A 16,756-nucleotide genomic window follows, 5' to 3' on the forward strand; every position below is an offset into this window, starting at 1 on the left:
TCCGTGACTACTTCACCAACGTGCTGGGCGAGTACTTTGCCCCCTGCGACGGCGTGATGCTCTATGTCATCTCCTCCCTCCCCATCAATGCGGGCGACCCCATTATCGCCATCGGCTGAGTTTTATCCTGTATCCGCGCGGACGGAGACGGCATGTCGCCGTCTCCGTCCGTTTGCAGTATCACCGAAGAAAAAAAGGAGCGAATCGCTATGATGCGTTGGCTGCCTGAGGAAGCGGGCGACCGCTTTCAAAATGCAGTAAGCAGTCTGAACAAACAGACCCAGGCGATCTACGGCTGTGACCTGGTACTGGCCGACTACCGGGCCAAAGTGGGCACCCTGAACTCTCTGCAGGAGATCTGGGACGCCCTGTGCGACACGGAAAAGGCGGTCTCCCAGCTGCCCCACGGGCACGCACGGGACTATCTGGAGGCCATGCTGCCCGGCTTCAAGATGATTGTCCGGGTCATGCAGGGGGACGCTGTCCCCTATGACCGGCAGATCGCCGACATGCAGCAGGTGGTCTCCAGAGTCATCACCCGGGAGCAGATGGATGCCCTGTCCGCCTCCCTGGACCGGGACCTGTACGAGATGGGTTACCGGCAGGCTACCGCGCCGGAGAAGGCCATGGCCTTCCTGGACGACCATGTGCTGGCGGCGGAGGATGTGGTGCCCACCACCAAGGCCTTCCTCAGCCGCTGTCAGGGCGCCTGCCGGGCCAAGGTGCTCCCCCTGCCCGACGGGGACGGCATTGACGATATTCAGGGCGTGCGCAATGTGATCTACAGTGGAAATTCCGCCTATCTGGGGCATTATAAGGGCAAGCTGAGCTTTAACATCGACCGGCCCTGGAGCCTGCCCACCTTCGCCAACGTGCTCTGCCATGAGGGCTATCCCGGCCATCACGCCTTTTACTGCCACTGGGACGTGCTGTTCCAGCAGGGCGAGCTGCCTCTGGAGGCCGCCTACTATGTGAAGAACACCCCCACCAACGCCCTGTTTGAGGGCACGCCGGAGAACGCCCTGCACTTCCTGGGCTGGGACGATCTGAGCGAGGACACCCCGGAGATCGACGACGCCCAGAAGCGGCAGTTTCTGGCCGGCCGGAAGATCCTGGACCTGCAGCGGATGTACCAGCAGAATGGCTGCCACTATGTCAACCTGGAGGGCATGGGCAAGGACGAGGCGGAAGCCTACATGATGTCCAGCGGCCTGTTCCAGCCCTCTGAGGCGGCCAGTGCCTACCGCTTCTTCACCGACGCCACCCGCCGCACCTATTACCCCAGCTATTTCTACGGCCGCTGGCTGGTGCACAACGCCTACGTCCGTTTCCCCAGGGAGCGGCGGGCTGAGTTCTTCCATCTGCTCTATGACAACCCCCATACCAACAGCACCTTTATCAAGGCCGTTACCCAGGCCCTGGGCGCCGGCTTTGAGCCATTTGAAACAGAGAGGAGTTAATTTGTTATGATGCGCTATGCAAAAGAAGGCGTGGGCGAGGCGATTGTGGACATCGTCGGCAGCATCAACGCCATTGACGTGGCCCGGGGCAGCGCCCCCACCATGCTGGCCAACTACGGCCACATCCCCGCCACCTTAAAGACCCCCCGTGAGATATACGACGCTGCCATGAAAGTCAAATCGGAAGTCGCCGGCCTGGGCGGCCGGGAGGAGCTGTACATCAACGGCATGGTAGACGCCTTCGCCATGTACGCCCGCACCCTGGAGGGGGACAAGATTCCCTACAAGGAGGCCATCAAGGTCATGCAGCAGGTAGACCTGGCCCCGATCCCCCAGAGCGACTACGACACCCTGGCCGCCCGCATCGGCGAGGCCCTGGGCAAGCTGGGCTACACCGGCACTGTAGGTGACCAGGTGAGCGCCTTTCTGAAGAACACCGCCATCGAGCCCGATCAGGTGGGCAACGTGGCCATGCAGTTCCTGGGCAAGGCCAAGGAGGCCACCGAGCGCCTGGTGGTCCAGCTGAACCCTGCCGACGGCGTGGACGCGGTCAACACCGTCCGCGGCATGTTCTGGAGCGGCTATTCCCGCTACATCGATGATTTCCGCGGCGACCTGAGCTTCAACATTGACCGGCCCTGGAGCCTGCCCACCTTCGGCAACATTCTCTGCCACGAGGGCTACCCCGGCCACCAAGCCTTCTACAGCCACTGGGACGACTTGTACCGCAAGGGCCTGCTGCCCCTGGAGGGTGCCTACTACTCCACCGCCGGCAACCCCGCCAACTGCATGTTTGAGGGCTCTCCCGACACCGGTCTGCACTTCCTGGGCTGGGACGACTTTGACGAGAACACCCCCGAGATCACCGACGAGGAGAAGCGCACCTTCGCCATTGGCCGGGATATTTTGGACCTGCAGCGCATTCTGCAGACCCAGGCCTGCTACCGCTACCACGTGGAGGGGGCCAGCCACGACGAGGTCGTGGCCTTCATGCTCTCCACAGGTATCTACAACCAGGTGGAGGCGGAGAACAGCTTCCGCTTCTTCACCGACCGGGTGCAGCAGTACTACTATCCCTGCTACTACTACGGCCACTGGATGATCCACGACTGGTACGAGAAGGTGCCCAAGGACAAGCGGAGTGCGTTCTTCCGCCTGCTCTACGACCGTCCCCACACCAATGAGACCTTTGTCAAGGAGACCCAGGAGCTTTTGGCGGACTGATCCACAGCGTTCAGAGGGCCGCGGCATTGCCGCGGCCCTCTTATTTATGCGTCTTCCACCGCCTCCAGCTGCATGACTGAGACCTCGTAGGCGGTTTTTTCATAGGACACGCCGTTTTCCACCTTGGTATAGCCCCGGCTCTGGAGGCGGCCGGCGATGCGCACCCCGTCTCCCACCTCCAGCGCGCCGCATCGCCGGGCCAGGGTGCCCCAGGCGATGCAGGGCAGGTAATCCGCGCGGCCGTACCTTCGGTTCACTGCCAGCATCAGGTCGCAGATGTCCCGGCCCAAGGGCGTGCGGCGGAGCACCGGCGGCTTGCAGAGCACCCCGGCCAGGGTCAGATCATTGATCGGCTCCCCATCGCCCGGCCGCAGGGCTCTGGCGTAAAGGGTAATGACCAGGCGGCTGCCGTGTCCGCTCTTATTGTTGAAAGAGCGCACCTCCCCCTCCACCTCCAGCTCCTTTCCCTCCTCCGCCGGACACTCTGCCAGCAGTTCCCGGGAAGCCACCACATTCACCGTATCCCGCTGCCCGGACAGCCGGAGTACGGACAGGGGGAAGGTCTCGTAGCTCACTCCATGGTTTGCGTGGGAAAAGACGGGCGGGGCGGCGGCCACCCCTCGCAGCAGCGCCCGATTTTCGTTCCAGCCTGTTTGCATATCCATCCACACTCCGTATTCGGTAATATGTGGCATGTATATGCGGGCCCGTCCCCCCTTATGACGGGCGGCGCAGGGCAAAAAGGGTCCGCAGACCCGGGATGCGGGAAATTCCTTCATAGAACAGCAGGGAGACCCCCACGGGCAGCAGGAGCACCGCGGGGAAGGCCGCGGCTGCGGGCAGAGGGCGCACCTCTGTCACGATCCAGGCCGTGACCATCATTGCCAGGTAGTGGAACTGGTATACGGCAAAGCTCCGCGCCCGCCAGAACCGGGACGCCGCCCCGGAGCCGCCGCACCAGCGGCGAAAGCCGGAGAGCAGAGCCAGACAGGCGCACCAGCCGTAGGCGGTGGTGAGCGGATGGGTCAAAAATTCTGCGGCCACACAGGAGACTCCCCAAAAATACAGCGTCACCGCCCCGCCCAGCGCCGCGGCGGCGGCAATAAACGCCGGGGCCAGCCGCTCCAGCCGGTCTATTACCTCCTGTTGGGCAAAGACAAAATACCCCAGCAAAAGCATGAGCAGATTGAGCGCCTCCCGGTTGCCCAGATTGCCGAAGGCGGAGCCCGCCCAGTACACCAGCCAAAATACCGCCCAGGCGGGCGGCCCCGCCCGGCGGGCCAGTCCGGTCAGCCTTCCCCCCGCGTCCAGCCGGCGGGCGACCGGGAGGACCATGGAAAACAGGAAGAGCTCCAGCAGAAACCACTGGGGCCCCATACCCATGAGCGCCAGAAAGAAAAGGGCAATCCCGGGCTGGGGAAAATAGGCGATCATCTCCCCTACGCTTCCCCCCATCACATGGAAGGTCAATGCGACCAGGGGCCAGGCGAAGCACGCCAGCGCCCCCAGCAGGGGGAGGAGCAGCCGTCTGACCCGGTCGGCCCGGAACTGCCGTAGGGTACGTTTTTCCAGGGCATACCGGGCGGACATGCCCGCCAGCAGAAACATCAGGGGCATTAGCCACGGGTAGAGCAGCAGCCCCACCCCATCCAGAACGGGCAGGGGCGGCCCCTGGACATTGAGCACGGCCCCGCTGCCGGCAAAGACCAAGCAGGCGTGGTGTAGCACCACCAGCAGCACAATAGCGCTGCGCAGATTGTCTATGTAAGCCCGTCTCATGTGTCCCCTCCTTTTCTGTGCCCCAAGGCCTGATCCATCTGGGCAAAAAACACCTGAGGGTCCACCAGGGCCAAGCCCCGGGACCCCACCCGCTCGTCCCCCAGCACCAGCAGGGTGTCGCCGGGGGACAGGCGAAAGATCTCCCGGGCCTTTTTGGGAATGACGATCTGCCCTCGCTCCCCCATCGTGACCACCCCGAACATATGCCGCCCCTCCGGGGGTATGGGGAGTCCGGTATCCTCCTGGCTATGGCGGACCAGTGCGTCCAGAGTGACGCCGTAGAGCTCCGCCAAGGCGGCGCAGTTGGCGATGTCCGGCGTGCTCTCGCCGTTCTCCCACTTGCCCACCGCCTGCCGGGACACGCCGATCCGCCCGGCCACCTCCTCCAGGGAGAATCGGTTATACTGCCGCAGCGCCTTGAGGTTCCGGCTCAAATTCACACTTTTCATACCTTTCCCACCTCCATCCCCTTCAGTATAGCGCTTTTTTGCTCTTCCGCAACCAACTGATGCGAGCAATTTTTGTTCACTTTAGTTGACAGAGGCGGCCGCCCTTCGGGCGGCCGCCTCTGTCTTACGGCTCGGTGATGGGCTTGGCCTTTTCCTTGGTGGTTTTGGCCTTGCCCTGGAGCTCCGGCACCGGAGGAGCCTCATTACGGGGCTTCACGTGGGTGCGTGAGGGCCGCTTCATACCCTGTTTCGCCATGGTAATACCTCTCACACGTCGTTGTTGGGGGCGGAGTGCTTTTTCTCATTGGGTCCCTGATTCTGATTTTCTCTTGTGATGGGGGTCTGTCCGTTGCACTTGCGCCTGCGCGCCTGTTTGTTGTCCGGCTGGCTGTCCTTGGGCATGGTACTCACTCCTTTTGATTCTGCCAATCGGCGGGATAGACAAAGTATAAAAACCGGGCGTGTCCGGTGACGGAAAACTCGATGGAGCTTCCTTTGGGGATAAACAGGACCTCCCCTGGCCCGGCAGAGATTTTCTCTCCGCCGATGAGCACCTCCAGCCGGCCGCTGACCACGTAGTCCATCTCGTCGTAGTTCAGCGTCCACGGAAAGGTGGTGTCGGTCATCTCCATAATGCCCGCGCCCAGGCGGGGGGACTGCTCCAGGGAAAACAGATCCCGGGTGTACACCCGGTGGGCGGGATTCCCCGTGTCCATGCGGTGCTCCTCGGCGACGCTCAGAGCGGGAACCGGAACCGCCCGCACTCCGTGAGAGGGGCCTCCCAGGGTCTCCAAAATGATTTGGCGCACCAGCGCCTCCAGGCCTTTGGTATCCATTTATCCCCGCGCCTCCTTCCGGGTGAGGAGCATGGCCACCGCCACGGCGGTAATGCCGCCCACCAGCTTGCCCACAATCATGGGGAAAATCATATCCGCGTCAAACCCCGCGGTAAAACCCAGGTGGTCCCCGAACACAAACGCGGCGGAGACTGCGAAAGCCACGTTGATGATCTTGCCCCGCCGGTCCATGTCGTGCATCATCTGGAACATGGGGATGTTGTTGGCCAGGGTTGCCACCAGTCCCGCGGCGGCAATATCGTTCATGCCCAACACGTGGCCCAGCTTCATCAGGGGCCGCTTGAACACCTTGGTGATAACAAACACCAGGGGGAAGGCCCCGGCCAGCACTACGGCAATGTCCCCCACGATGGCTACACCCTCCTCAATGGGGTTCATCCCCGGAATGAGGGTCAGGGGTGTGAGCTTTTGGATAATGGCGGCGGCCAGGCCGATGGTAATGATGATGACAATAATCCTGCCAAATACCTGAAAGCCTTTGACCATACCGTTTGGAATGCGCCACAGGCCCAGGGCGATCAGCACGGCGATGAGCACAATGGGTACCAGATTGCGCAGCACCATGCCGATGGGAAATCCGGCAGCCAGGCCGCCCACAAATCCCCCGATGGGGATGGTGATGACCCCGGCCAGCACACCAGTGGCCAGGCAGGGCCGGTCCTCGGCCTTGATGATGCCCAGGCCCACGGGGATGGTAAAGACGATGGTGGGGCCCAGCATGGAGCCTACAATGAGTCCGCCGAACTGCCCGGCCTCCCTGGTCAGGGCCAGCTCCTGCGCCAGAGGCGCGCCGCCCATGTCGTTGGCCAGAATGGTGCCCGCAAACATGGCCGGGTCGGCCCCCAGAAACTGATATACCGGCACGACCACCGGCCGTAGCAGGCTGGCCAGCACCGGGGCCAGGCAGATGATACCCACCATGGCCAGAGCCAGGCTGCCCATGGCCAGAATGCCCTCTTCAAATTTTTCACCCAGGCCGAAGCGATTGCCGATGATCCGGTCAATGGCTCCCAGAGCCATAAAGAGGACCATCAGGTATACAATGATCTCATTAATGGACACTTGCATGTCCCCTTTCTTTCACTGCCTGGAACGGACAAAGGTCTTTCCAGGCAAAAAGCTCGCTGTTGTATGCCGCCGCTGGCGGAGTGGCGGCTTTGCCGCCAGGGAGAACAACGCGCCTCCCCCGGACTTAATCTATAATTCCGATAATGGCGGCGTCGATGGGGATCTGTCCTCCCGCCGCCACCCGGGCCGCTCCGCCGGTGGCCACAAGTACCGTTTCCCCCTCGCCCGCCCCCACGCAGTCGGCGCACACCATGGTCCGGCCGTCCACCTCCACCGTGAGGAAGGCCTGCCCGGTCAGGGCCGGGGATTTTTTGGTCGCCCAGACCTTATCGATAACCTGTCCTAGTAACACAAATCCCCATCTCCCGCAGACGCCGCTCCAGGCCGGCGCATTTCTGATAGATGCCCATGGGCGCGCTGCGCCGGTAGCGCCGGTACTCCAGGGCCTCCCGGCCCATGCACACCCGCGCCCCGGCCAGCAGGGCCGCCAGTACCTCCTGCTCCTGCGCCGTATGCGGCGCGCAGGCCGCCAGCCGCCCCATGGAGGCCACTGGCAGCCAGGTGATATACAGGGTGCGGCCTCTCCACTCACAGTTCAAACCAAGATCATACCCCGGTCGCCCTTCTGAAATCCGCAGGCGTTGGCCTCGTCGTAGTCGATGTGCACCACGGTGGCGAATTTGGGGGAAACCCGCACCTCCACGTCCCCGAACACCAGCGGGCGGGTGGTGAAACACTTCAGGCGCACATTCTGCTTGTCCGCTAAGCCGAAGCGCGCCGCATCCTCCGGGGTCATGTGGATGTGCCGCTTGGCCGTGATCAGCCCCCGGGGGAGGGTGATGGTCCGGTCCCCCCGACGGACGGTGACGGCCGGCGTGTCCGCGATCTCCCCAGAGATGCGCACCGGGGGGCGCACGCCCAGGACCACCGCGTCGGTCAGGGAGATCTCCGCCTGGCTCTCAGGCCGCTCAGGCCCCAGAACCACCACGTTGCGCAGCTCTCCCTTGGGCCCGGCAAGGGTCACCCGCTCGGCACACACGAACTGCCCGGGCTGGGACAGATCCTTGACCCGGTTGAGTTGGTAGCCCGTACCGAAGAGCGCCTCCACATCGGCCCGGCTAAGGTGGATATGCCGTCCGCTGGCCTCGATCTCAAGAGTCAGGCGGGCAATCAGCCGCTCTGCCAGGCGCGGTATATCTATGCTATTTACTGCGTTCATATTTTCCCGCCTTCAGCTTAATCATCATAATCCATAGCAGGGAGGACAGCCGGTTCAGACCCAGAATGATATCCTCCCGCGCCACATTGCCGTCCGCGTCCCGGAAGGCCCCATAGGCCGCCAGCTCAGTCCTGCGTACCACAGTGCGCACCTTGTTCACTGCCAGCAGGGCGGGGCCGTCGCTGTAATGGACTAGGAAATGGGGCTGGCCGAAGTGTTTCTCCGGATAGTGGGAATACTCCCTCAGCTGCTCCGGGGTATAGCCGCACAGGCGCACCTCACCCACCGGCTCGTCCAGCACATCGAAGCGAATATTCCGCCGTACAAAGGAGAGTACCTCCTCCAGCTCCTCCGTCAGCGTTCGGTATCCCTCCTCTGCAGCGGCCTGCTGGGCGAGCAGGATCTCCGCCTCCAGCAGGTCGATCATGCCCCGAAAGGCGATGCGGGGGTGATCCTTGAATACCAGCACATTGCCCTTCAGGTGGGTCATGTGCTCGGGCTTCTCGTTCAGCTGCGCACCAAAGAGGGTGCGGTATTTGGCCGGGGCCGCCCCGCCGGAGCCGCCGGGCTTTCCGGACGTTTCCTCCGGCTTTCCCTGTGGATAGACCACCTCCACCCGGTGTTCCTGCAGGTAGTCCCTGGCCCCGGGGGCGAGCACCTGGTCCCGGCGCACCACCACGGGCCCCCGGGTGCCGTTGTTGGACATGGCACGCACATCCTCCAGGGTGAGCAGGGCCATGGCTTAGCCCTCGCTCCTGGCGTGGGGCAGGATACCGTCCACCTCGGCGTGGGGGCGGGGAATGACGTGGACGGAGATGAGCTCCCCCACCTTCTCGGCAGCCGCGGCGCCCGCGTCGGTGGCCGCCTTGACGGCGCCCACGTCGCCCCGGACCATGACGGTCACCAGGCCGCCGCCCACCTGCTCCTTGCCTACCAGCTGGACGTTAGCCGCCTTTACCATGGCGTCCGCGGCCTCAATTGCCCCTACCAGGCCCCTGGTCTCCACCATACCCAGCGCGTTTGTGTTTGCCATGCGAATCTCTCCTTTCTCATTGGGCTTCTCCCGGGAGAAGCCATCGCCTGAGGCGATTGACGCGGGGAGGGTCTCCCCGCTGTTTTTTTGTTTTGTGCTGCCGGCCGCGCGCCTGCGCGCCGGCTTTTGTGTCTGCGCGGACAGCCCGGTCCCCGAGGGGCGGTGCTCCCCCACCGGCGCGGCGGTGGCGGTAGGGATGTGGGGCGCGCCCCCTACCCGGCCTGCCGGCGCCCCATTGGCGGCGTAAACCTCGTGTTCCATATCGTCCTCCAGGCCTTCCGGCGCCTCCGCCATCAGGGCGTTGGACAGGGCCTGCACCTCCTGGAGAATGGCCTCATGGGGGTTGAGGAGCACACCGTCTGCATTGACCTCGCTCATACGTTCAGCCTCCTCAGGATCTGCTCTACCAGTGCCTCCAGTCCGGCGGTGTCCAGTCCGGGCCGCCCGGGCTCAAAGGGTGCGGAGGACGCCCCGGCGCGCAGCTCCTCAATCTCCCGCACGCCCCAGGCCACCCGTTTGATGTTGATCAGGTCCAGCGGGCCGATGTTGTTGGAACTGGAGGAGCCGCCCACGGCCCCGCACCCCAGGGTGAGGGCGGGGAACAGGCAGGTGGTGGCCCCGATGCCTCCCAGGGCGGAGGGGGTGTTCACCAGCACCCGGCTGGCAGGCACCTCCTGCGCAAAGCGGCGCACCACATTCTCCTCCTCGCTGTGGATGGAGAAGGTGTGGCCCGCCCCCTCCCACTCCAGGATCTCCACACAGCGGCGGAGCACCGCGGCCTCATCCTCCTCCACGTAGTAAGCCAGGATGAGACCCAGCTTCTCGTTGGAATAGGGATAGCCCCGGCCCACGCCGGTCTCCCGGGCCACCAGCACCCGGGCCCCCGGGGGCATCCCCTCCAGCCCGGCCAGCTTGGCCACAGTCTCCACGGATTTGCCCACAATGGCCGGGTTCATCGTGCCGTTGGCGCGCAGGATGAATTTGGACAGCTTGCGGTGCTCCCCGTCGGGCAGGATCCACGCCCCCTGCCGCTGAAGCTCCGCCGTCACCGCCTGGTCCATCTCCCGGGTGACCACAATGGACTGCTCGCTGGCGCATACCGTTCCGTTGTCAAAGGTCTTGGAGTCCAGAATACGCTTTACCGCCAGGGCCACGTCCGCGCTTTTGTGGATATAGGCCGGACCGTTGCCTGCCCCCACGCCGATGGCCGGCGTGCCGGAGGAATAGGCTGCTTTGACCATGGCCCCGCCACCAGTCGCCAGGATCAGCCGGGTATGGTCGTGCCGCATCAGCTCGTTGGTGGCCTCCAGGGTGGGGGTCGTGATGCACCCGATGGCCCCCGCCGGGGCCCCGGCGCTCTCCGCCGCCCGGCGGACCACATTTACGGTCTCCAGAATACAGTTTACCGCGCTGGGATGGGGGGAAAAAATGATGGGGTTGCCCGCCTTCATACAGATCATGGCCTTGTAAATCACCGTGGAGGTGGGGTTGGTGGAGGGCACCAGCCCCGCCACGATACCCACCGGCACCCCCACGTCAATGGTGCGCTTCTCCCGGTTCTCCGCCAGGATGCCGTGGGTGCGCTCGTCCTTGATGGCGTCGTAGAGGGTCAGGGCGGCAAAGCGGTTTTTCAGCTCCTTATCCGCCGGACGGCCGAAGCCAGTCTCCTCCACTGCCATGTCCCCCAGCCGCCGGGCGTGATCCGCCGCCGCGGCTGAGATGGCCGCTGTTATTTTGTCCAGGTCTGCCTGGCTCATGCGCTCCAGCACGCTCTGGGCCCGCCGCGCCTGGGCGATGAGGCCGCGCACCTCCTGGATGGATCTTAAGTCTTTGTCCAGTTCCATAGAATACCTCCGTTTCCACCCCCCCAAAGAGCGGAGGGGGCATCGCGCCCTGCGGGCACGTATCCTGCCGCGCAGCGGCAGGGAGCTTCCGCAGAAAATCGACGCGCCTCATACCTCCCGGGGACGATGAGCCACCGCCCTCACCGCTTCCGCAAAGGCGGCCGCGCTCCCCACCCGGCTTCCGCCGGGCGGGGGCCCCATTTTCCTGCATCCTCGGGCGAAGTGAATTCGCCCTGCGGCAAGGGTTTGCCCTCGGTCAAATCCTTGGACGCGCCTTACGGCGCGGCTCGCTTCCGCTCGCGCGGCGGACGGCCGGTCATACCTCCCGGGGCCGCTGAGCCACCGCCCTCACCGCTTCCGCAAAGGCGGCCGCCGCCGCGTTGCAGGCGGACTGGGTTCCGGTGAGCAGGCCGCCGCCGAAGTTGGTCTCACTGGGCGGCTCAAAGAGGGCTACCAGCTCCACGTCGCTGGCCTTCAGGGCCTCGTCCAGCCCCACCACCGCCTCCATAGGGGGCGCGATGAGATAGGCCAGGGCCTCGCCCTCCTTTACCCCGGCGGTCTTGGACAGGTAGGTGCCCGTGCGGGAGACCGTGTGGGCAAAATAGACGATGGAATCGTCCTCGTTGGCCGAGCGGAAGCCCACGCCGCTCTCCAGAAACGCCGTACAGGCCCGCAGGCCGGACTGCACCTCTGCCGGATTGGGTCCGGCCAGGATGCCGATAACTTCGCCGGCCAGCTTGGTGGATGCGTTGGCCGCGCCGGCGTAGAGGCTCCTGCCGTACACCACCTCCACCGCAGCGGCCTTTGTGGCCTCGTCCAGGGCGCAGTAGGTCACGTCGTCGCTGTCCGCGGTGATGATACCGATGGAGCGGTACTGCTCCGGCAGCCCCAATTTTTGGGCCAGTGTATCACTGACATTGGCAATCGTATGGGTGGAGAGTACCTTTGCAGGGATTAAATCGCCTGTCATACCTTTCCCCTCCTTACAGCTTCAGGTCAATGCCGGATGCCTTTTTCTCCAGCATGGTTTTAATCAGCTCCGCCACGTGGGCGCCCGCCTCTACGGCGGTGGTGCCCTGGCGGTGGATATTGGAGATGACGGTGCGCTTGGACTCGGGAATACCCAGATAGGGCTTATATGTGACGTAGGCAGACATGGACTCCGCGGTCACCAAGCCGGGGCGCTCTCCCACCAGCATGCACACCACCTCTGCTCCTGTCAGCTCGCCGATGTGGTCCGACGCACCCACCCGACAGTACTTGACAAAGAGCACCTTGCCCGGCTGGATTCCGTAGCCCTCCAGTCCGGCCCGAATGGCCTCCATGCAGTCGGGCGCATTGGCCTCGATGGCTGCAGAGGAAAGCCCGTCCCCCACCACCAGGGCCACTTTGGGACTGACCCCGAAGGTATTCTTGATGATCTGCTGGTTCTGCTCGTCAAAGCGGCGGCCCCGGTCAGGCCTGGTCAGATACTCATCCTTGTCCGCGCAGAGGGTCTGGCAGAATACCCAGCCGTTCTGATCCACAAACGCCTCGTCCACATGGGAAAAAACCGAATCCTGGGCCGCCGCATGGTCGGCGCGCACCCGCAGCATTGTAATTGTCTTATACCGCGCACCCGCCCGGCCTACTCCGATACGGGCTGGGGTTTTGCGCTTGAGATCCTGAAAGGCCGCCCCGTTGCGCGGGTTGGGTACCAGATACTGCTGCCTCAGGTCAATCTCGGAAATATCGTCCAGGCAGCCCGTATTAGTCCCCTCCGGCTGGGTGGGGTGATAGTCCGCCCCCTTCACCTGGGGTGTGGGGGCCTGTCCGGCCAGTTCGGCCACCATGCGCTCCACCAGAGCGCGCAATTCTTTTTCATTCATTTACTTTCCCCCCTATGCCAGTAAGATGGACGCATCACCCGCTAATTCCGTCAGCTTATTGTCCCGGACAAAGCCCATGTCCTCCAGCCATCGCTGGAAGGGGGCGATGGCGGTCAGGCCGAACATCTCACGCAGCGCCGCCGTCTCGTGGAAGCCGGTGGTCTGGTAGTTGAGCATCACGTCATCCCCGTGGGGAATCCCCATGAAATAATTGCACCCGGCGGTGGTCAGCAGCACGGCCAGATCCTCAATATCATTCTGGTCTGCCTTCATATGGTTAGTGTAGCAGGCATCGCAACCCATGGGAATGCCGGTGAGCTTGCCCATGAAGTGGTCCTCCAGGCCCGCCCGAATCACCTGTTTGGAGTTATACAGGTACTCCGGCCCGATAAAGCCCACCACTGTGTTCACCAGGAAGGGCTGGAACCGCTTGGCAAAGCCGTAGCAGCGGGCCTCCATGACCACTTGGTCGGCCCCGTGGTGGGCTTCGCTGGACAGCTCGGAGCCCTGGCCGGTCTCAAAGTACATCACATTGGGTCCCTGGGCGGTACCCTCCCGCAACGCCAGCTGACGGGCCTCCTCAATGAGCTTGCCGTCCAGGCCAAAGGCCTCGTTGCCCTTCTGGCTGCCCGCGATGGACTGAAAAATCAGATCACAGGGCGCGCCCTGGCGCACTGCCTCCATCTGGGTGGTCACATGCGCCAGCACGCAGATCTGGGTGGGGATGGACCAGCGCTTCTTGATCTCCTGGAAGCGGTCCAGCACCCGCCGCACGCTCTCCACGCTGTCATCCACCGGGTTGAGGCCCAGCACCGCGTCCCCGGCGCCGTAGGTCAGTCCCTCCAGCAGGCTGGCCATGATGCCGTCCGGGTCGTCGGTGGGATGGTTGGGCTGGAGGCGGCAGGACAGGGTGCCAGGCTCGCCGATGGTGGTGTTGCAGTGGGCGGTAACCGTAATCTTTTTGGCCGCGTAGATCAGGTCCATGTTACTCATTAGCTTGGCCACGGCGGCAATCATCTCCGCCGTCAGCCCCCGGCTGATCCGCCGGATAGCCGCCCCGTCGTTTTTTTCGTCCAGCAGCCACTCCCGCAGCTCGGCCACGGTCCATCCCTTGATCTCGCCATAGATTTTTTCGTTCACGTCGTCCTGAATGATACGGGTGACCTCGTCCTCCTCATAGGGGACGGCCGGGTGATTGCGCAGGTCGGCCAGGGTCAGGTTGGCCACCACCACCTTGGCGGCCACCCGCTCCTCGGCATTCTCGGCGGCGATGCCCGCCAGCCGGTCTCCCGACTTCTCCTCATTGGCCTTGGCCAGGACGTCCTTGACAGACTTGAACTCATAGACATGTCCCAGCAGCTTGGTTTTGAGTATCAAATGATCAGCTCCTTACAAAGCGTGCGGCCCTGCCGCCCATTTTACCCTTTGTTGAATACAAGCGTTTTAATAACAACTGGTAATACCGCTCCGTTTGCAATAGGCGCACCCACGTCGATGTAATCGCCGTTGTCCACGCCCACCCCGTCCAAACACAGCAGCGGACCCTCCAGCAGGGGAGCCATGGCCTGACCCAGCACCTTGGCCATGTCAGCCTCCACCACAAGCACAGGGAAAAAGCCTTCCTGACACAGGGGCTCCAGTCCGCGGCACACCCCCTGGGCCAGCTCCTTTACCCGCCGGTACTCCGGGTTTTTGCTCCCCCGCAGGGCCAGGGCGGTCTGGGTCAGCCCCCCCTCGTCGGCAAACCACCCCAGCTTGGCCCGGAGCGCCCCCTCCAGATCGGCGGCGCTCCCCCGCTCCTCCTCCTCGGTGAGCTTGAGGATGGGCAGGTTTTTCAGCGGGAACTCCACCCCCCGGTAGAAAATGGTGGAGCCGGACAGATCGGTAGAGTGGCTGCCCGCCCCCACCACGGTGGCCCGGATGGTCTCCGCCCCCCTCCGCAGCCGGACGGACCGGAAGGCCGCCGAGTCCCGGATGGCCCGGCCCAACAGAACACCGATGTCCCCATAGGCCCGCCAGTCCCCCTGAGGGTCGTAGATGCAGTCGGCCACGCCGCCGGAGAAGGAGAGGACCGGAGCCTGAACCGGCTCCCATCGGGTGCCTTCGGTTTTGAAGTGCTCCAGCCGGTCGGTGCCCGGCCGCAGAAGGGCAGCCTGCTCCAAGGCCTCCACCATGATCTGAACCACAGGGGCCAGCTCCTCCGGCCCCACCCGTTCCCCCACGGCGGGGACCGGACACCAGCCCCGCTCCCCCAGGCGGCGGAGTACCGGAGAGACATAGGTGACTGCTCCGCTCTCCCGCTCCAGCTTGATCAGCCGTCCGCCCACATTCAGGCAGCCAGTGGCGGCCAGCTCTCCCCGGTCGTACAGGGACAGGTTGGATGTTCCTCCGCCGATATCAAAGTGTAATACCTTGCAATGATTTTCCCGGGCGTATTCGTCGGCGCCAGCCCCCCGGGCGGCCAGGATGGACTCCAGGTCAGGTCCCGCCGTGGCCACCACAAAGTCCCCGGCAAAGGCCGACAGGGCGCGCAGCACCTCTCGGGCGTTTTCCTTTCGGGCGGTCTCACCGGTGATGATGACCGCGCCGGTGCTCACGTCCTCCCTGCTGAAGCCGGACTTTTCATACTCCTCCGCCACAATGGCCCGCACACCCTCCGCGTCAATCACCGTGTCGGAGCGCAGAGGCGTAAAGTGAATGCCGCTGCGGTAGCACACCTCCCGCTTGGCAATGGAGATGCGGGGTACGGAAAAGGGATTAGCCCGGTTCTCCAGAGTGAGCCGTGAGATCACCAGCTGGGTAGTGGAGGTGCCGATATCAATGCCTACCGAGAGCAGCTCCTCTGCCATCAGACCACCTCCCGCAGCAGGGTCTCCAGCTCGGCGGCGGCGGCGGCCCTGGGGTTGTCCGGGGTGCAGCGGTCGGCTAAGGCCGTCCGGGCGGCCGCCGGGCGGTCTACGGACTCGGTCAGCCGGGCGGGCATGCCCAGGCTCTCCCGCAGGCGGACCAGCCCGGAGGCCAGCGCCCGGGCCGTGCCTGGGCGGCCGCACAGCTGGGAGAGCCTGCCGTACTTTTTCGCCGCCTCCCCCTCCTTGGCATTGAAGCGGATCACGTGGGGCAGCAGCATGGCGTTGAGCCGGCCGTGGGGCATGTGCACCCGTCCGCCCAGGCTGTGGGCCAGGCCGTGACAGATGCCCAGTCCGGCGGAATTGAAGGCCATGCCGGCCAGGCAGGAGGCCAGCAGCATCTTCGCCCGCGCCTCCAGGTCCCCCGCCACAGCGGCGGGCAGGGCCTGCCAGGCCAGGGCAAAGGCATGCTCCGCCAGTGCGTCGCTGAAGGGGCTGGCCCGCCTGGCCACATAGCCCTCGGCCGCGTGGGCGAGCACGTCCATTCCCGTGTCCGCGGTCACCGCGGGGGGCACCCCGGCCAGAAGGGAGGCGTCCAGCACTGCCGCGTCGGGGAGGAGTGCGTCATCCACCAGGGGATACTTCACACCCTTCTCCTGGTCGGTGAGCACGGCAAAGGAAGTGACCTCCGACCCGGTCCCCGCCGTGGTGGGCACCGCCCAGAAGGGCAGTTCCGGCCGGGCGGAAAAATACCGCATTGCCTTGGCGCAGTCCAGGGGAGAGCCGCCGCCGAAAGCCACCATGGCCTCCGGCTGCGCACTCTCTAGGGTGTGCACCCCCCGGGCCACCAGCTCCAGGGGCGGGTCCGGGATCACCTGGTCGAACACCTCCACGGTGCAGCCCCTCAGCGCCCCTTTGAGCTTGTCCAGCAGTCCGGACTTGGCCAGAAAGCCGTCGGTGACCACCAGCACCCGCTTCCCCGCCAGCGCCTCCAGGGCTCCCAGCGCGTCCGAACCAAAATAAATCCTGGGTTTCAGGCAAAAGGTCTCCATATGCCGCCCCCTGTTTTTTCCTTGATGGCGATAGTATGGCAGGGTTGGAAATCAATT

Annotated in this window: 20 protein-coding genes and 1 pseudogene; 2 read left to right on the forward strand and 19 right to left on the reverse strand. The window is 64.2% G+C overall.

Going from position 1 to position 16,756, the window contains the following annotated elements; translation table 11 throughout:
* Positions 1-209 precede the first annotated feature (209 nt).
* Both H9Q75_RS10655 and H9Q75_RS10660 read left to right on the forward strand, forming a co-directional pair.
* Positions 210-1,460, forward strand: a complete 1,251-nt coding sequence (locus tag H9Q75_RS10655; protein WP_186566926.1) for a hypothetical protein — start codon at positions 210-212, stop codon at positions 1,458-1,460.
* A gap of 6 nt (positions 1,461-1,466) precedes the next feature.
* Positions 1,467-2,684, forward strand: a complete 1,218-nt coding sequence (locus H9Q75_RS10660) for a hypothetical protein (RefSeq protein WP_186566928.1) — start codon at positions 1,467-1,469, stop codon at positions 2,682-2,684.
* Positions 2,685-2,728: 44 nt separating this feature from the next.
* On the opposite strand, the gene H9Q75_RS10665 is transcribed toward H9Q75_RS10660, so the two are convergent.
* The 19 genes and pseudogenes from H9Q75_RS10665 to H9Q75_RS12990 form a co-directional block, all read right to left on the reverse strand.
* Positions 2,729-3,343, reverse strand: coding sequence for a single-stranded DNA-binding protein (locus H9Q75_RS10665; RefSeq protein ID WP_243200801.1), 615 nt, complete (start codon positions 3,341-3,343; stop codon positions 2,729-2,731).
* Between the two features lie 58 nt (positions 3,344-3,401).
* On the reverse strand, positions 3,402-4,463 hold the full coding sequence (locus tag H9Q75_RS10670; RefSeq protein WP_186566932.1) for an acyltransferase family protein: 1,062 nt from the start codon (positions 4,461-4,463) through the stop codon (positions 3,402-3,404).
* Entirely contained in the window at positions 4,460-4,912 is a 453-nt protein-coding gene (locus tag H9Q75_RS10675) for a helix-turn-helix domain-containing protein (protein WP_186566934.1), read from the reverse strand. The genes H9Q75_RS10670 and H9Q75_RS10675 overlap by 4 nt, the downstream gene beginning before the upstream one ends.
* A gap of 124 nt (positions 4,913-5,036) precedes the next feature.
* Complete coding sequence (locus tag H9Q75_RS12815; RefSeq protein ID WP_279287671.1) at positions 5,037-5,168, reverse strand: hypothetical protein; 132 nt, start codon at positions 5,166-5,168, stop codon at positions 5,037-5,039.
* Between the two features lie 11 nt (positions 5,169-5,179).
* Positions 5,180-5,314 carry a hypothetical protein gene (locus H9Q75_RS12820; protein ID WP_279287672.1) on the reverse strand — a complete coding sequence of 45 codons (135 nt, stop codon included), beginning with the start codon at positions 5,312-5,314 and terminating at the stop codon, positions 5,180-5,182.
* Positions 5,315-5,319: 5 nt separating this feature from the next.
* On the reverse strand, positions 5,320-5,748 hold the full coding sequence (locus H9Q75_RS10680; RefSeq protein ID WP_186566936.1) for a cupin domain-containing protein: 429 nt from the start codon (positions 5,746-5,748) through the stop codon (positions 5,320-5,322).
* A complete protein-coding gene (gene eutH, locus H9Q75_RS10685) occupies positions 5,749-6,831 on the reverse strand; it encodes an ethanolamine utilization protein EutH (RefSeq protein WP_186566938.1) in 1,083 nt (360 codons plus the stop codon). It lies immediately after the preceding gene.
* A 130-nt stretch (positions 6,832-6,961) separates the two neighbouring features.
* Complete coding sequence (locus H9Q75_RS10690; RefSeq protein WP_186566940.1) at positions 6,962-7,189, reverse strand: EutN/CcmL family microcompartment protein; 228 nt, start codon at positions 7,187-7,189, stop codon at positions 6,962-6,964.
* Positions 7,164-7,436: a hypothetical protein gene (locus H9Q75_RS10695; protein ID WP_186566942.1), complete on the reverse strand. Its 273-nt coding sequence runs from the start codon at positions 7,434-7,436 to the stop codon at positions 7,164-7,166. Before H9Q75_RS10695 ends, H9Q75_RS10690 begins: the two co-directional genes overlap by 26 nt.
* Positions 7,433-8,056 (reverse strand): phosphate propanoyltransferase, encoded by a 624-nt coding sequence (gene pduL / locus H9Q75_RS10700; RefSeq protein ID WP_186566944.1) that lies wholly within the window; start codon positions 8,054-8,056, stop codon positions 7,433-7,435. The genes H9Q75_RS10695 and pduL overlap by 4 nt, the downstream gene beginning before the upstream one ends.
* Complete coding sequence (locus H9Q75_RS10705) at positions 8,040-8,795, reverse strand: ATP-binding protein (protein WP_186566946.1); 756 nt, start codon at positions 8,793-8,795, stop codon at positions 8,040-8,042. Before H9Q75_RS10705 ends, pduL begins: the two co-directional genes overlap by 17 nt.
* Before the next feature lie 3 nt (positions 8,796-8,798).
* On the reverse strand, positions 8,799-9,089 hold the full coding sequence (gene eutM / locus H9Q75_RS10710; RefSeq protein ID WP_186567210.1) for an ethanolamine utilization microcompartment protein EutM: 291 nt from the start codon (positions 9,087-9,089) through the stop codon (positions 8,799-8,801).
* 374 nt (positions 9,090-9,463) lie between these two features.
* A complete protein-coding gene (locus H9Q75_RS10715) occupies positions 9,464-10,933 on the reverse strand; it encodes an acetaldehyde dehydrogenase (acetylating) (protein ID WP_186566948.1) in 1,470 nt (489 codons plus the stop codon).
* A 316-nt stretch (positions 10,934-11,249) separates the two neighbouring features.
* A complete protein-coding gene (eutL, locus tag H9Q75_RS10720; RefSeq protein WP_186566950.1) occupies positions 11,250-11,903 on the reverse strand; it encodes an ethanolamine utilization microcompartment protein EutL in 654 nt (217 codons plus the stop codon).
* A gap of 13 nt (positions 11,904-11,916) precedes the next feature.
* Positions 11,917-12,801: an ethanolamine ammonia-lyase subunit EutC gene (gene eutC / locus H9Q75_RS10725; RefSeq protein WP_186566952.1), complete on the reverse strand. Its 885-nt coding sequence runs from the start codon at positions 12,799-12,801 to the stop codon at positions 11,917-11,919.
* Positions 12,802-12,813: 12 nt separating this feature from the next.
* On the reverse strand, positions 12,814-14,178 hold the full coding sequence (locus tag H9Q75_RS10730) for an ethanolamine ammonia-lyase subunit EutB (protein WP_186566962.1): 1,365 nt from the start codon (positions 14,176-14,178) through the stop codon (positions 12,814-12,816).
* A 41-nt stretch (positions 14,179-14,219) separates the two neighbouring features.
* The gene (gene eutA / locus H9Q75_RS10735; protein WP_186566964.1) at positions 14,220-15,650 is read right to left on the reverse strand and encodes an ethanolamine ammonia-lyase reactivating factor EutA; all 1,431 of its coding nucleotides are present in this window, start codon (positions 15,648-15,650) and stop codon (positions 14,220-14,222) included.
* The gene (locus H9Q75_RS13020) at positions 15,650-16,249 is read right to left on the reverse strand and encodes a dehydroquinate synthase/iron-containing alcohol dehydrogenase family protein (protein ID WP_480175513.1); all 600 of its coding nucleotides are present in this window, start codon (positions 16,247-16,249) and stop codon (positions 15,650-15,652) included. The genes eutA and H9Q75_RS13020 overlap by 1 nt, the downstream gene beginning before the upstream one ends.
* Positions 16,232-16,699 (reverse strand): annotated as a pseudogene (locus H9Q75_RS12990) (iron-containing alcohol dehydrogenase); the annotation flags it as partial. The pseudogene H9Q75_RS12990 and the gene H9Q75_RS13020, both read right to left, overlap by 18 nt.
* Between the last annotated feature and the right edge of the window lie 57 nt (positions 16,700-16,756).

The organism is Lawsonibacter celer (genome assembly GCF_014281125.1).
Classification (GTDB): domain Bacteria; phylum Bacillota; class Clostridia; order Oscillospirales; family Oscillospiraceae; genus Lawsonibacter_B; species Lawsonibacter_B celer.

Excerpts from the sequence above, each read along its gene's own strand:
- H9Q75_RS10655 (WP_186566926.1), top strand. The coding sequence starts at position 210 with ATGATGCGTTGGCTGCCTGAGGAAGCGGGCGACCGCTTTCAAAATGCA.
- H9Q75_RS10660 (WP_186566928.1), top strand. The coding sequence starts at position 1,467 with ATGATGCGCTATGCAAAAGAAGGCGTGGGCGAGGCGATTGTGGACATC.
- H9Q75_RS10665 (WP_243200801.1), bottom strand. The coding sequence starts at position 3,343 with ATGCAAACAGGCTGGAACGAAAATCGGGCGCTGCTGCGAGGGGTGGCC.
- H9Q75_RS10670 (WP_186566932.1), bottom strand. The coding sequence starts at position 4,463 with ATGAGACGGGCTTACATAGACAATCTGCGCAGCGCTATTGTGCTGCTG.
- H9Q75_RS10675 (WP_186566934.1), bottom strand. The coding sequence starts at position 4,912 with ATGAAAAGTGTGAATTTGAGCCGGAACCTCAAGGCGCTGCGGCAGTAT.
- H9Q75_RS12815 (WP_279287671.1), bottom strand. The coding sequence starts at position 5,168 with ATGGCGAAACAGGGTATGAAGCGGCCCTCACGCACCCACGTGAAGCCC.
- H9Q75_RS12820 (WP_279287672.1), bottom strand. The coding sequence starts at position 5,314 with ATGCCCAAGGACAGCCAGCCGGACAACAAACAGGCGCGCAGGCGCAAG.
- H9Q75_RS10680 (WP_186566936.1), bottom strand. The coding sequence starts at position 5,748 with ATGGATACCAAAGGCCTGGAGGCGCTGGTGCGCCAAATCATTTTGGAG.
- pduL (WP_186566944.1), bottom strand. The coding sequence starts at position 8,056 with ATGAACGCAGTAAATAGCATAGATATACCGCGCCTGGCAGAGCGGCTG.
- H9Q75_RS10705 (WP_186566946.1), bottom strand. The coding sequence starts at position 8,795 with ATGGCCCTGCTCACCCTGGAGGATGTGCGTGCCATGTCCAACAACGGC.
- eutM (WP_186567210.1), bottom strand. The coding sequence starts at position 9,089 with ATGGCAAACACAAACGCGCTGGGTATGGTGGAGACCAGGGGCCTGGTA.
- H9Q75_RS10715 (WP_186566948.1), bottom strand. The coding sequence starts at position 10,933 with ATGGAACTGGACAAAGACTTAAGATCCATCCAGGAGGTGCGCGGCCTC.
- eutL (WP_186566950.1), bottom strand. The coding sequence starts at position 11,903 with ATGACAGGCGATTTAATCCCTGCAAAGGTACTCTCCACCCATACGATT.
- eutC (WP_186566952.1), bottom strand. The coding sequence starts at position 12,801 with ATGAATGAAAAAGAATTGCGCGCTCTGGTGGAGCGCATGGTGGCCGAA.
- eutA (WP_186566964.1), bottom strand. The coding sequence starts at position 15,650 with ATGGCAGAGGAGCTGCTCTCGGTAGGCATTGATATCGGCACCTCCACT.